Here is a 13,189-nt window from a genome sequence, read left to right as displayed (position 1 = left end):
GTAGTGGTTCCGCGGCACCGAAGGGGATCAGGGTACGTTGAGCAATTCCGCCGACATTCCCCCCGGGCCGGGCCGCACCAGCAGGTGGCGCCCCGTCCGGGTGCTCACGCTTGCCGTTTTCGCCCTCGCCGGACTGATCTTCGTGACCAGTTTCAACACCGCCAAGGGCACCAACATCCGCACGGACGCCTCGCTGCTGCGGCTCTCCGACCTCATCGAGGAACGCAGCCACAAGAACGCCGGCCTCGACGAGTCCACCGCCGCGCTCCGCTCCCAGGTCGACGGCCTCGCCGCCCGCGACGACGGTTCCACCCGCGCGGAGGACGAGAAACTCGCCTCCCTCGAAGCGACCGCCGGCACCTCCGAGGTCTCGGGCTCCGGCGTCACCGTCACCCTGAACGACGCCCCGCCGAACGCCCAGGCGGCCCCCGGCTACCCCGAGCCGCAGGCCAACGACCTCGTCATCCACCAGCAGGACCTCCAGGCCGTCGTCAACGCGCTCTGGGAGGGCGGCGCCACCGGCATCCGCGTCATGGACCAGCGGCTCATCTCCACCAGCGCCGTGCGCTGCGTCGGCAACACCCTGATCCTCCAGGGCCGCGTCTACTCGCCCCCGTACAAGATCACCGCCGTCGGCGACCGCGGGAAGCTGGAGGACGCCCTCGCGGAGTCCCCGGCCCTGCAGAACTACCAGCTGTACGTGAAGGCGTACGGGCTCGGCTGGAAAGTCGACGAGCACAAGGCGGTGACTCTTCCCGGCTACTCCGGCACAGTGGACCTCCACTACGCGAAGCCGGTGAGCTGACAGCTGGGGGAGGGGCGCGCGGTGGTCCTGCGTCTCGTCGTACGGAGCTTCAGCGAGCTCTGCCTGACCGTCGGCACCCTGATCGTCCTCTTCGTCGTCTACGTCCTGTACTGGACCGGCGTCCAGGCGCAGAGCGCGAGCGCCGACCAGATCGACTCGCTCCAGCGGGAGTGGACGACGTCCCCCGTCGAGGCCGCGCCGGCGCCCGCGCCCGCGGCGGCACCCGCGCCCGCGCCGACGGCCACCCGCAAGCCGCCTCCGCCCTCCCCGTACGCCCCCGGCAAGGGCATCGCCGTCATGTACGTCCCCCGGCTCGGCGCCGAGTGGAAGTGGCCCGTCCTCGAAGGCACGGGACCCGCCGTCCTCAAGAAGGGCCTCGGCCACTACGCGGGCACCGCCCGGCTCGGGGCGACCGGCAACTTCTCCGTCGCCGGGCACCGCAGGACGTACGGCGACCCCTTCAAGGACTTCCCCCGGCTCCGCCCCGGCGACGCGGTCGTCCTCACCGACGGGACGACCTGGTTCACGTACCGGATCGACCGCGGTCCGTACCGGACCGTCCCCGGTGACGTGGGCGTCGTCGCGCCCGTCCCCAAGCCGTTCAAGAAGAACGCGGCCGGCTTCACCAGCCCCGGCCGCTACCTCACCCTCACCACCTGCGACCCCGAGTGGGGCAGCAGCCACCGGCTCGTCGTCTGGGGCCACCTCGACGCCACCCAGCCCGTGACCGACGGTCGTCCACAGGCTTTGGGCAGCTGACCCCCCGCCGAGCCCCGGACCCGTACTCTGGTCCCCGTAACGAACGGAAGGGGCGGTGGCCGACGTCATGTACGGCTGGATCTGGCGGCATCTGCCGGGCAACGCGTGGGTACGGGCGCTGATCTCGATCGTGCTGGTCCTCGCGGTCGTGTACGTCCTCTTCCAGTACGTGTTCCCCTGGGCGGAGCCTCTGCTTCCGTTCAACGATGTGACGGTGGACGGCCAGTGAGCGCGCGAATTCTCGTCGTCGACAACTACGACAGCTTCGTCTTCAACCTCGTTCAGTACCTCTACCAGCTCGGCGCCGAGTGCGAAGTGCTCCGCAACGACGAGGTCGAGCTGAGCCACGCCCAGGACGGCTTCGACGGCGTCCTGCTCTCGCCGGGCCCCGGCGCCCCCGAGCAGGCCGGCGTCTGCATCGACATGGTCCGGCACTGCGCCGACACCGGCGTGCCCGTCTTCGGCGTCTGCCTCGGCATGCAGTCCATGGCCGTGGCCTACGGCGGGATCGTCGACCGCGCGCCCGAGCTGCTGCACGGCAAGACCTCGCCGGTCACGCACGAGGGCAAGGGCGTCTTCGCCGGCCTGCCCTCGCCGTTCACCGCGACCCGCTACCACTCGCTCGCCGCCGAGCCGGCCGCTCTCCCGGCCGAGCTCGAAGTCACGGCGATGACCGAGGACGGCATCATCATGGGGCTCCGCCACCGTGAGCTGCCCGTCGAAGGCGTGCAGTTCCACCCCGAGTCGGTCCTCACCGAGCACGGTCACCTGATGCTGGCCAACTGGCTGGAGCGGTGCGGCGACGAAGGGGCCGTCAGCCGGTCGGCCGGGCTCGCGCCGGTGGTGGGCAAGGCTCTCGCGTGACGACGGGCTCGCCCTGGTTCCGGGACGAGGGGGCCCCGGAGCACGAGCCGATACCCGTACCCGCGCCCGTACCGGTGGATCCGTACGGGCAGCAGTACCAGCCGTACCAGCAGCAGCAGTACGGCCAGGGGGAGTACGAGCAGCCGCAGTACGGGCAACAGCAGTACGGACAGCAGCAGTACGAGCAGTACAGCCCGTACGAGGCGGCTGGCCCCGGCCCCGGCCCCGTACCCCTACCCGTACAGGAAAACCCCTACGAGCCCGCCTACGCCTCCTACGAGCAGGAGGAGCCCCGGCGGCCCGTCGGGGACGAGACCGCCGTCCTGGAGGCCGTGGAGCCCCTTCCCGGGCCAGGGCGCGCCGAGCGGCGCCGCGCCGCCAAGGGCGGCGGCAGGGGCCGGGGCGCGGCTCCGGGCCCGGCGCCGCGGCCCGACGGCCCCCGCCCGCCGCTCTCCCGCGTCGAGGCGCGCCGGGCCGCCCGCGCCGCCAAGGACAGCGTCGGCGTCATCGCCAGCCGCTTCGTCGGCGAGCTGTTCATCACGCTCGGCGTCGTCATGCTCCTCTTCGTCACCTACCAGCTGTGGTGGACGAACGTCCTCGCCGGCCAGGAGACCGACCGGGCCAAGGAGCGGATCGCGGACACCTGGGCGAAGGAGGACGCCGCCGGCACCCCCACCGACGACAAGCCCGCCGCCTTCGAGCCCGGCGAGGGCTTCGCCATCATGTACATCCCCAAGCTGGACGTCGTCGTGCCCGTCGCCGAGGGCATCAGCAAGGCCAAGGTCCTCGACAAGGGCATGGTCGGCCACTACTCCGAGGGCGCGCTCAAGACGGCCATGCCCGCCGACAAGCAGGGCAACTTCGCCGTCGCCGGCCACCGCAACACCCACGGCGAACCGTTCCGGTACATCAACCAGCTGAAGCCCGGCGACCCGGTCGTCGTCGAGACGAAGGACGCGTACTACACGTACGAGATGACGAGCATCCTGCCGCAGACCGCGCCGTCCAACGTCTCCGTGATCCAGCCGGTCCCCAAGGGCTCGGGCTTCACCAAGCCGGGCCGGTACCTGACCCTGACCACGTGCACCCCCGAGTTCACCAGCACGTACCGCATGATCGTCTGGGGCAAGATGGTCGAGGAGCGCCCGCGGTCCAAGGGAAAGCCGGCCGCGCTCGTAGGCTGAGACCCCACTGAGCACGACACCGGACACCACACCGGGCACCACACCGAGCAGCACACCTCCGGACGGGACGACGGGACGACCTAGTGGCACGCGCGCGCAACCGGATCGCCGGGATCATCAGCGTCTTCGGCGAACTCCTCATCACGGCGGGCATCGTGCTCGGCCTCTTCGTCGTCTACTCGCTGTGGTGGACGAACGTCCTCGCCGACCGCGCCGCCGACAAGGACGGCGACAAGGTCCGCGACACCTGGGCCGCCGAGCAGACGCCCGGCGCGCTCGACACGAAGAACGGCATCGGCTTCCTCCACGTCCCCGCGATGGGCGACGACGAGGTCCTCGTCCAGAAGGGCACCACCAGCGACGTCCTCAACAACGGCGTCGCCGGCTACTACACCGAGCCCGTCAAGTCGGCCCTCCCGCAGGACAAGCAGGGCAACTTCACGCTCGCCGCGCACCGCGACGGCCACGGCGCCAAGTTCCACAACATCCACAAGCTCAAGACCGGTGACGCGATCGTCTTCGAGTCCAAGGACACCTGGTACGTCTACAAGGTCTACAAGACGCTGCCGGAGACGACGAAGTACAACGTCGACGTCCTCCAGCCCGTCCCCGAGGAGTCCGGCAAGACCAAGCCGGGCCGCTACATCACCCTGACGACCTGCACCCCGATGTACACCTCGGACTACCGGTACATCGTCTGGGGCGAACTGGAGCGCACGGAGAAGGTCGACCACGCCCGCACCCCGCCGGCCGAACTGCGCTGATCTCAGGCTGCTGTACGGGAAGGGCCCCGGCATCCGTGGGGATGCCGGGGCCCTTCCTGTGTGCGTGACGCGGTTGTGCGTGACGCGGGCGGATCAGCCGAAGAAGCCGCCGCCGCTCTCCCCGTTGTCGCCGTTGCCGTTGTTTCCGTTGTTGCCACCGGTCTGACCGCCCGGCTGGCCGTTGGGGTCGCCGGTGGTCTGGCCCGTGGTGCTCGGGTCGCCGCCACCGCCCACGGTCATGACCCTGACCGTCTCGCCCTGGTTGATCATCGAACCCGGACCCGGGTTCGTGGTGATCACCAGGGCGTCCTCCTTGTCGGAGCCTTCCTGGACGACGACCAGACCCAGGGCCATCAGGGTCGCCTTGACGTCCTTGAACTGCTTGGTCGCCAGGTCCGTGGGGATCTGGACCTGGGTGACCTGCGGGCCCTTGGAGACCTTCAGCGTGACCTGGGTGTCCTTCGGCTGGTCCGAGCCGCCCTCCGGAGTCATGCCGATGACCGTGCCCGCGGGCTGGTCGTTGTCCACGTCCTGCCGGGCGATGTTGGTGAACCCGACCGCGTTCAGCTGCTGCACGGCCTGGTCGTAGGTACGGCCCGTCTGGTCGGGAAGCTCCGACAGCTGCTGCTTGGCGACGGTGATCGTCACCTCGGAGTTCTTCTCGGCCTTGGTGCTGCCCTGCGGGTCCTGCTTCAGGACCGTGCCGGGGTCCTCCTCGGACTCCTCCTGCTCGACCTTGACCGTGAAGCCCTTGTCCTTGAGCTGCTTCTCGGCGCTCTCCTGGGACTTCTCGGTGACGTCCGGGACCTCTTCGAGCGGCGCGCCCTCGGAGACCCACACCTTGATGGTGCCGTTGGTGTCCATCTTCGCGGTGTTGTCCGCGACCGGGACCTGGCGGCAGATGGAGCCCTTCGGCTGGGCGCAGCGCTCGGCGCCGGCCTCGACCATCTTCACCTGGGCGTTCGCCGCGTACCCCTCGGCGGCCTTCACCGTCTGACCGACGAGCTGGGGCACGGTGACCTGCGCGGTCTTGTCGTCCTTGTCGAAGACGGCGACGGCGATGAAGATCGCGCCGATCAGGACGAGGACGCCCGCGAGAGCCAGCAGGATCGTCGAGGTGTTCGACTTCTTCTGGTTGCCGCGACGGCGGTCGGGACGGTCGTCGTACCCGTCGTTGTAGCCGTACCCGTCGTTCGGGTTGACCGGCGGCATCATCGAGGTCTGCGCGCCCGGGTCGGCCTGGCGCAGCGCGGTGGTCGGCTGGTCCTCCGGGTAGCCGTAGCCACCGCCGTAGCCGGGACCGCCCGCCATCCCCATGCCCATGCCCATCGCGGCCGCCGCGGCGACCGGCTGGCCGTCGAGGCAGGCCTCGATGTCCGCGCGCATCTCGTCGGCGGACTGGTAGCGGTAGTCGGGGTCCTTGACCAGGGCCTTGAGGACGATGGCGTCCATCGGCGGCGTGATCTCGGGGTCGAAGTTCGACGGCGGCTGCGGCTCCTCGCGGACGTGCTGGTACGCGACCGCGACCGGCGAGTCACCGATGAACGGCGGCCGGACGGTGAGGAGCTCGTACAGCAGGCAGCCGGTGGAGTACAGGTCGGAGCGGGCGTCGACCTGCTCGCCCTTGGCCTGCTCGGGGGAGAGGTACTGGGCCGTGCCGATGACCGCGGCGGTCTGCGTCATGGTCATGCCCGCGTCGCCCATGGCGCGCGCGATGCCGAAGTCCATGACCTTGACCTGGCCGGTGCGCGTCAGCATGACGTTCGCCGGCTTGATGTCACGGTGCACGATGCCGGCGCGGTGCGAGTACTCCAGCGCCTGGAGGATGCCGACCGTCATCTCGAGGGTGCGCTCGGGCAGCAGCTTGCGCCCGGAGTGCAGCAGCTCACGCAGGGTCGACCCGTCGACGTACTCCATCACGATGTACGGGATGGAGACCCCGTCGACGTAGTCCTCGCCGGTGTCGTAGACCGCGACGATCGCCGGATGGTTCAGCGAGGCGGCGGACTGTGCCTCACGGCGGAACCGGGCCTGGAAGGACGGGTCGCGGGCCAGGTCGGCCCGCAGCGTCTTCACGGCGACGGTGCGGCCGAGCCGGGTGTCCTGGGCGAGGTACACCTCGGCCATGCCACCGCGGCCGAGCACCGAGCCCAGCTCGTACCGGCCGCCGAGGCGACGCGGCTCTTCCATAGCTAATCCAGCCCTCTCCGTCTGTCCCGACCGCACCCATGGGTGGTCCGGCGGTGTGTGCTGTTCGCGCATACGCTACCGGCCCCGGACAGGCGTTCCGCCCGGGGCCGGTAGCTGATACCTGACCGGTACCTGGCGGGTACCCGGCTCGTACATGACTCCTGCGTGGTCGGGGATCAGCCCCGGCTCTTGATGACCGCCTTCATCACGGCCTTGGCGATCGGGGCGGCGAGACCGCCACCGCTGATGTCCTCACGGTCGGTGCCCGAGGAGTCCTCGACGATGACCGCGACGGCGACCGGGGAGCCCTCGGCGCTCTTCGCGTACGAGATGAACCACGCGTACGGGCGCTTGGCGTTCTTCTCGCCGTGCTGCGCCGTACCGGTCTTGCCGCCGACCTTCACGCCCCGCATGTTCAGGTCGGCGTTGCCGCCGGTGCCGTTCTCGACGACGTTCTCCATCATCTTCTGGAGCAGCTGCGCGTTGGCGGGGGAGACCGGCTGGCTCATCTCCTCCGGCTCGTTCTGCTTGATGACGTCGAGGTTCGGCGCGACCAGCTTGTCGACCATGTACGGCTTCATCAGCTTGCCGTCGTTGGCGATCGCCGCCGTGACCATCGCCATCTGGAGCGGGGTGGTCGCGGTGTTGAACTGGCCGATCGAGGAGAGCGCGTTGCCGCCGCGGTCGGACTTCTTGTCGTAGACGGAGGCGGCGGAGCGGACCGGGGTGAACTGCTCGGCGTTGAAGCCGAACTTCTCCGCCATCTCGACCATCTTGTCCCGGCCGACGTCGTCACCGAGCTTCGCGAAGACCGAGTTGCAGGAGATCCGCAGCGCCTCGTTGAGGCTGGCCTTCGCGCAGCCCCGGGCGTGGTTCACCATCTCCTTGGTGGAGAGGGGGATCTTCCAGCCCTCGGGGGTGTCGGTCGGCGCGTCGATGTCCGTGACCTTGCCGTTTTCGAGCGCGGCGGCGGCGGTGACGACCTTGAAGACGGAGCCGGGCGGGTAGATCTCGCGGATCGCGCGGTTGAGCTTCGGCTTGTTCTTGTCCTTCTCCAGCGCGACCCAGGCCTTCTCGTCCTTGCCGGAGTACCCGGCGAAGGAGGCGGGGTCGTACGAGGGGGTGGACGCGAGCGCGAGGATCTTGCCGGTCGACGGCTCGATGGCGACGACGGCACCGGTGTTGTTGCCGAGGCCCTCGTAGGCGGCCTTCTGGGCGGCGCTGTTGAGGGTGGTGACGACATCGCCACCCTTCTTCGTCTCACCGGTGAACATGGCCAGCGTGCGGTCGAAGAAGAGCCGGTCGTCGTTGCCGGTGAGGATGCCGTCCTCGATCTTCTCGATCTGGTTGGCGTCGTAGGCCTGCGAGGCGTAGCCCGTGACCGGGGCCCACATGGGGCCGTCGGTGTAGGTCCGCTTGAACTTGTAGGTGGGGTCCTGCGAGTCGACGGACCCGGTGATCGGCTTGCCGTCGGCGGTGGTGATGTTGCCGCGGGGGTTGGCGTACCGCTCGATCTGGACACGCTTGTTGCTCGCGTGGCTGTTCAGCTCGTCGGCGCGGACGAACTGGAGCCAGTTGTCCCGCATCAGCAGGGCGAGGACGAGCAGGCCGCAGAAGATCGCGACCCGGCGCAGCGGCTTGTTCACGGACGGACCACCTGGGTCATCTCGGCGTCGGGGGAAGGAGCGGGCGCGGGCGCCGGACGGCGCGCGGTGTCGCTGATCCGGATCAGGATGCCGATGAGAGCCCAGTTGGCGATCACGGAGGAACCGCCGTACGCGAGGAACGGCATGGTCATACCGGTGAGCGGGATGAGGCCCATGACGCCGCCGGCGACGACGAAGACCTGGAGCGCGAAGGCGCCGGAGAGGCCCATCGCGAGGAGCTTGCCGAAGGGGTCGCGGGCGGCGAGGGCGGTGCGGATACCGCGCTCGACGATCAGGCCGTAGATCAGCAGGAAGGCCATGACGCCGGCGAGACCCAGCTCCTCGCCGACGGTGGCGAAGATGAAGTCGGAGTTGGCGGCGAAGCCGATGAGGTCCGAGTTGCCCTGCCCGAGACCGGTGCCGAGGATGCCACCGGAGCCGAAGGACATCAGGACCTGCGTCATCTGGTCACACGCGGCGACGTCCTTCGCGCAGGCGAAGGGGTCGGCCCAGGCGTCCACACGGGCCTGGACGTGGCTCGCGAAGGAGGCCACGCCCACGGCGCCCGCGACGGACATGCCCAGACCCATGACGATCCAGCTGGTCCGCTCCGTCGCCACGTACAGCATGATCACGAACATGCCGAAGAAGAGCAGCGAGGTACCGAGGTCGTTCTCGAAGATCAGGATGAGGAGGCTGATCGCCCAGATCGTCAGGATCGGGCCGAGGTCACGGCCACGGGGCAGGTAGAGCCCCATGAAACGGCGGCTGGCCAGGGCCAGGGCGTCGCGTTTCACCATCAGATAGCCGGAGAAGAAGACCGCCAACACGATCTTCGCGAACTCGCCGGGCTGGATCGAGAAGCCCGCGACGTTGATCCAGATCTTGGCGCCGTAGACCGGGGTGCCAAGGCCGGGAACGAGCGGCAGAAGCAGCAGGACCAGAGCGACGGCCATGGAGATGTACGTGTAGCGCTGGAGGACCCGGTGGTCCTTCAGGAGCAGAAGCACGCCCACGAACATGGCAATGCCGATAGCCGAGTACAGCATCTGCTTCGGAGCGTCCGGGCTGAAGCTGCCGAAGTCCCGGATCGACTTCGCGATCAGCCGCGGCGACTGGTCGAGTCGCCAGATCAGCACCAGGCCCATACCGTTGAGCAGAGTGGCGAGCGGCAGCAGCAGCGGGTCCGCGTACGGGGCCCACTTGCGCACCACGAGGTGCGCGACGCCCGCGAGGAGCGTGAGGCCGAGGCCGTAACCGAGCATGCCGGCCGGGACCTTGCCGTCGATGGCCAGGCCCACGTTGAGGTACGCGAACACCGGGATGGCGACGGCGAACGCGAGCAGCGCCAGCTCGGTGTTGCGGCGGCTCGGTGCTTCGATCGCGCCGATGGTGGTCGTGTTGGTGACAACGCTCATGGTGGTGAAAGGCCCCCTACGGGTCTTACTGCTTGCCGCAGTTCGAGGCGAGCTTCTGCTCCTCCGCGGTGAGGGTGGGACCCGGGGACGGAGCGGCTGCGGTGGGCTTGGAGTCGGGGGTGGCGGTGCCTTCGGGCGTGCCTTCGGGCGTCTCGGCCGGGGGCTTGCTCGCCTGGTCCGCGGCCTTCTCGGCGGCGGCGTGACGCTGCTCGGTCTTCTTGCAGGCCGAGGCCTGCGTCGCGAGCTCGGAGAGCTTCGTCTCGGCCTTGCCGAGGCTGCCGCCCGCGATCGTGTCCTCGACCTGCTTCCGCTGGTAGGCGGGCAGGTACTTGAGTTCGATCTCGGGGTGGTCCTTCTCGACCTTCGACAGCGAGATCCACGCCAGGTCCTGGCTGATGCCCTGGTAGAGCGCCACGTGCTCGTCCTTGGCGCCCACGAAGTACTGCGTCTGCGTCCACCGCCAGGCGCCGTACAGACCGCCGCCGAGGACGGCGAGGCACAGGACGAGGAAGAAGGAGCGCTTCAGCCACTTGCGGCCGGTGCGGGGCTTCTCGAAGTCGTCGTCCGTGTACGACTCGTACGAGCCCTGCGGCGGCATGCCGCCGTAGCCGTACCCGTGGTCGTCGCCGCTGCCGGGCGGGCCGAAGCCGCCGGCGGGCGGCTGCTGCTGCGGGGCGGGGCGGCCGAGGCCGGAGGCGCGGCCGGCGGGGGTCTGCATCGCCCCGCCGTCGTTGAGCTGCGCCGCCTGGTTCTCGGCGACGGCGCCCACGATGACGGGGGTGTCGCTGAGGTGGCCGGCGAGGGTGTCGCCGCCGTCGACGTCGAGGACGTCGGCGACGATCACCGTGATGTTGTCGGGGCCGCCGCCGCGCAGCGCGAGCTGGATCAGCTCCTGCACGGTCTCCTGCGGGCCCTGGTAGCTGGCGAGGGTGTCCTCGAGGGTCTGGTGGGAGACCACGCCGGACAGGCCGTCGGAGCAGATCAGGTAGCGGTCGCCGGCGCGGACCTCGCGGATCGAGAGGTCGGGCTCGACGTGGTCGCCGCTGCCGAGCGCGCGCATGAGGAGCGAGCGCTGGGGGTGGGTGGTGGCCTCTTCCTCGGTGATCCGGCCCTCGTCGACGAGCCGCTGGACCCAGGTGTGGTCCTGGGTGATCTGGGTGAGGACACCGTCGCGGAGCAGGTACGCGCGGGAGTCGCCGACGTGCACGAGGCCGAGGCGCTGGCCCGTCCACAGCAGGGCGGTGAGCGTCGTGCCCATGCCCTCCAGCTGCGGGTCCTCCTCGACCATCATCCGGAGCTGGTCGTTGGCGCGCTGCACCGCCGTACCGAGCGAGGTGAGGATGTCGGAGCCGGGGACGTCGTCGTCGAGCGTGACGAGGGTGGAGATCACCTCGGAGGAGGCGACCTCACCGGCGGCCTGGCCGCCCATGCCGTCGGCGATGGCGAGGAGACGGGGGCCGGCGTAGCCGGAGTCCTCGTTGCCCTCGCGGATCATGCCCTTGTGGGAGCCCGCGGCGAAACGCAGGGACAGAGTCATGCGCACCTGCCCTGTCGACGCTGCATCGGGGTACAGCCGGTCTCGACCCACACTGCCCACCCTCCGGTCGCTCCGCTCATTGTCGTACTACTTCCGCAGCTCGATGACGGTCTTGCCGATGCGGATCGGCGCGCCCAGCGGAATCGGCGTGGCGGTGGTGAGGCGGGTCCGGTCGAGGTAGGTGCCGTTCGTGGACCCGAGATCCTCGACGATCCACTGGCCGTCCCGGTCCGGGAAGATCCTGGCGTGCCGGCTCGACGCGTAGTCGTCGTCGAGCACGATGGTGGAGTCGTGCGCCCGGCCCAGCGTGATCGTCTGGCCCTGGAGGGCGACGGTGGTGCCGGTGAGGGTGCCTTCGGAGACGACCAGCTTCGTCGGGGCGCCGCGGCGCTGCCGCCCACCGCCCGTCGGCTGCTGCTGGCCGCGCTGCTGCGGGGGCGCGGAGGCCGCCTGGCGCGCGTTCTGCTGCGGCCGGGCGTCCTGGCGCCGCGAACCGCGCTGCGTCACCCGTGTTCCGAACAGGTCGCTGCGAATGACCTGGACGGCCACGATGACGAACAGCCACAGAACGGCCAGGAAACCCAACCGCATGACCGTCAGGGTCAGCTCTGACATTGCCCCCGCTTCACCCTTCGGCTTGCCGGTAAACGATGGTGGTGCTGCCCACGACGATCCGCGAGCCGTCGCGGAGCGTAGCGCGGGTGGTGTGCTGCCCGTCCACCACGATGCCGTTGGTGGATCCGAGATCCTGGATCGTCGAGGGCGTGCCGGTCCGGATCTCGCAGTGCCGGCGGGAGACGCCGGGATCGTCGATCCTCACGTCCGCGTCGGTGCTGCGGCCGAGGACCAGGGTCGGGCGCGAGATCTGGTGGCGGGTGCCGTTGATCTCGATCCAGCGGCGGACCTGGGAGCCCTGTCCGGCGGCGGGCACGCCGACGGGACCGCCCGCGGGCGCCGTCGGCCGGTGGCCGGGCGGCGGGGACGCGGGCATGGGCGGGGCGCCGGCCGGGGGGTACCCGTAACCGCCGCGGCCCTGGGGCTGCTGCGGCTGGTGCTGCTGCTGGTGCGAGGCGGCGGGCGGCTGCGGCTGTGACGTACTCGACGCGAGGGTGCGGCTGCGCACCCGGTACAGACCGGTGTCGAGGTCGTCGGCCTTCTCCAGGTGGACCTTGATCGGTCCCATGAAGGTGTACCGCTGCTGCTTGGCGTAGTCCCTGACCAGGCCGGCGAGCTCGTCGCCGAGCTGGCCCGAGTAGGGGCTGAGACGCTCGTAGTCCGGCGTGCTCAGCTCCACGATGAAGTCGTTGGGGACGACGGTCCGCTCGCGGTTCCAGATCTGCGCGTTGTTGTCGCACTCGCGCTGGAGAGCGCCGGCGATCTCGACAGGCTGGACCTCGGACTTGAAGACCTTGGCGAAGGTGCCGTTGACCAGACCTTCGAGGCGCTGCTCGAATCGCTTCAGGACTCCCATGGGGCACCTCCTCCGTCGTTGTCGTCCTGGTACTGCTTACTGATCGTATCCACGCGTCGGGAAATCGGCTGGTTCCCCTTCTCTGCCCTGTGGACGAGTGTCACCTCTCACAGGCCGTTCCCCCGGATCGTAGAGGCGGCCTGTGGACAGTGTCCCGCACGCGGCGGCGGGACCGAAGGCTCGGTACCAAGAGGAAGGGTGCGGTCCGTCACCTTCCTCCCTCTTCTCCTCTCTCTCCTTGTTCTCCGGGAGCCGGGGCGAAACAACGGATGTGAATCCACGGCCTGCGACGTGCTAATCTTCAGATGTCGCCAGGCGCTCGCACCGAAAGGTGAGAGGGGCTGGAGGTCACCTAATGCGCGGGTGGCGGAATAGGCAGACGCGCTGGATTCAGGTTCCAGTGCCCGAAAGGGCGTGGGGGTTCAACTCCCCCCTCGCGCACCAGTCGAAACGGTCGGCATCGTCTTCACGATGCCGACCGTTTCGCGTTTCCCGCCGTTGCCAGCACTGGCCCTGCTAGACGGCGCGGGACGGCGCGGGCGGCGGTTTCG

12 protein-coding genes and 1 tRNA gene are annotated in these 13,189 nt (G+C 69.5%); 7 read left to right on the top strand and 6 right to left on the bottom strand.

Annotated elements, in window-relative coordinates:
- The first annotated feature begins 37 nt into the window (after positions 1 to 37).
- From ACFC0Z_RS20410 to ACFC0Z_RS20385, 6 genes are all read left to right on the top strand, one after another.
- Complete coding sequence (locus ACFC0Z_RS20410) at positions 38 to 805, top strand: DUF881 domain-containing protein (protein ID WP_376439698.1); 768 nt, start codon at positions 38 to 40, stop codon at positions 803 to 805.
- A gap of 21 nt (positions 806 to 826) precedes the next feature.
- Positions 827 to 1,564: a class E sortase gene (locus tag ACFC0Z_RS20405; RefSeq protein ID WP_376439695.1), complete on the top strand. Its 738-nt coding sequence runs from the start codon at positions 827 to 829 to the stop codon at positions 1,562 to 1,564.
- A gap of 55 nt (positions 1,565 to 1,619) precedes the next feature.
- Positions 1,620 to 1,793 carry a hypothetical protein gene (locus ACFC0Z_RS20400; RefSeq protein ID WP_376440339.1) on the top strand — a complete coding sequence of 58 codons (174 nt, stop codon included), beginning with the start codon at positions 1,620 to 1,622 and terminating at the stop codon, positions 1,791 to 1,793.
- Positions 1,790 to 2,428 (top strand): aminodeoxychorismate/anthranilate synthase component II, encoded by a 639-nt coding sequence (locus ACFC0Z_RS20395; protein WP_376439692.1) that lies wholly within the window; start codon positions 1,790 to 1,792, stop codon positions 2,426 to 2,428. Before ACFC0Z_RS20400 ends, ACFC0Z_RS20395 begins: the two co-directional genes overlap by 4 nt.
- Entirely contained in the window at positions 2,425 to 3,612 is a 1,188-nt protein-coding gene (locus ACFC0Z_RS20390; protein WP_376439689.1) for a class E sortase, read from the top strand. The genes ACFC0Z_RS20395 and ACFC0Z_RS20390 overlap by 4 nt, the downstream gene beginning before the upstream one ends.
- A gap of 83 nt (positions 3,613 to 3,695) precedes the next feature.
- Complete coding sequence (locus ACFC0Z_RS20385; RefSeq protein WP_376439686.1) at positions 3,696 to 4,376, top strand: class E sortase; 681 nt, start codon at positions 3,696 to 3,698, stop codon at positions 4,374 to 4,376.
- A gap of 93 nt (positions 4,377 to 4,469) precedes the next feature.
- On the opposite strand, the gene pknB is transcribed toward ACFC0Z_RS20385, so the two are convergent.
- The 6 genes from pknB to ACFC0Z_RS20355 all read right to left on the bottom strand — a co-directional run bounded on the left by pknB (position 4,470) and on the right by ACFC0Z_RS20355 (position 12,638).
- Positions 4,470 to 6,566 (bottom strand): Stk1 family PASTA domain-containing Ser/Thr kinase, encoded by a 2,097-nt coding sequence (gene pknB / locus ACFC0Z_RS20380; protein WP_376439683.1) that lies wholly within the window; start codon positions 6,564 to 6,566, stop codon positions 4,470 to 4,472.
- 176 nt (positions 6,567 to 6,742) lie between these two features.
- Positions 6,743 to 8,212: a peptidoglycan D,D-transpeptidase FtsI family protein gene (locus ACFC0Z_RS20375; RefSeq protein ID WP_376439681.1), complete on the bottom strand. Its 1,470-nt coding sequence runs from the start codon at positions 8,210 to 8,212 to the stop codon at positions 6,743 to 6,745.
- A complete protein-coding gene (locus ACFC0Z_RS20370) occupies positions 8,209 to 9,630 on the bottom strand; it encodes an FtsW/RodA/SpoVE family cell cycle protein (protein WP_376439679.1) in 1,422 nt (473 codons plus the stop codon). Before ACFC0Z_RS20370 ends, ACFC0Z_RS20375 begins: the two co-directional genes overlap by 4 nt.
- Positions 9,631 to 9,655: 25 nt before the next feature.
- The gene (locus tag ACFC0Z_RS20365) at positions 9,656 to 11,167 is read right to left on the bottom strand and encodes a Stp1/IreP family PP2C-type Ser/Thr phosphatase (protein WP_376439676.1); all 1,512 of its coding nucleotides are present in this window, start codon (positions 11,165 to 11,167) and stop codon (positions 9,656 to 9,658) included.
- 87 nt (positions 11,168 to 11,254) lie between these two features.
- Positions 11,255 to 11,782, bottom strand: a complete 528-nt coding sequence (locus ACFC0Z_RS20360) for an FHA domain-containing protein (protein ID WP_376439673.1) — start codon at positions 11,780 to 11,782, stop codon at positions 11,255 to 11,257.
- A 10-nt stretch (positions 11,783 to 11,792) separates the two neighbouring features.
- Positions 11,793 to 12,638: an FhaA domain-containing protein gene (locus tag ACFC0Z_RS20355; protein ID WP_376439670.1), complete on the bottom strand. Its 846-nt coding sequence runs from the start codon at positions 12,636 to 12,638 to the stop codon at positions 11,793 to 11,795.
- 357 nt (positions 12,639 to 12,995) lie between these two features.
- On the opposite strand from ACFC0Z_RS20355, the gene ACFC0Z_RS20350 reads away from it, so the two are divergent.
- Positions 12,996 to 13,082: transfer RNA gene (locus ACFC0Z_RS20350), tRNA-Leu, on the top strand.
- Positions 13,083 to 13,189: the final 107 nt, after the last annotated feature.

This window comes from Streptomyces sp. NPDC056144, assembly GCF_042264145.1.
In the GTDB taxonomy this organism is placed as follows: domain Bacteria; phylum Actinomycetota; class Actinomycetes; order Streptomycetales; family Streptomycetaceae; genus Streptomyces.
This window is presented reverse-complemented; position numbering and strand designations above follow the sequence as displayed.

What these genes read in the sequence shown, in the direction of transcription:
- pknB (WP_376439683.1), bottom strand. Translation starts at nt 6,566, where the DNA reads ATGGAAGAGCCGCGTCGCCTCGGCGGCCGGTACGAGCTGGGCTCGGTG.
- ACFC0Z_RS20370 (WP_376439679.1), bottom strand. Translation starts at nt 9,630, where the DNA reads ATGAGCGTTGTCACCAACACGACCACCATCGGCGCGATCGAAGCACCG.
- ACFC0Z_RS20365 (WP_376439676.1), bottom strand. Translation starts at nt 11,167, where the DNA reads ATGACTCTGTCCCTGCGTTTCGCCGCGGGCTCCCACAAGGGCATGATC.
- ACFC0Z_RS20360 (WP_376439673.1), bottom strand. Translation starts at nt 11,782, where the DNA reads ATGTCAGAGCTGACCCTGACGGTCATGCGGTTGGGTTTCCTGGCCGTT.
- ACFC0Z_RS20355 (WP_376439670.1), bottom strand. Translation starts at nt 12,638, where the DNA reads ATGGGAGTCCTGAAGCGATTCGAGCAGCGCCTCGAAGGTCTGGTCAAC.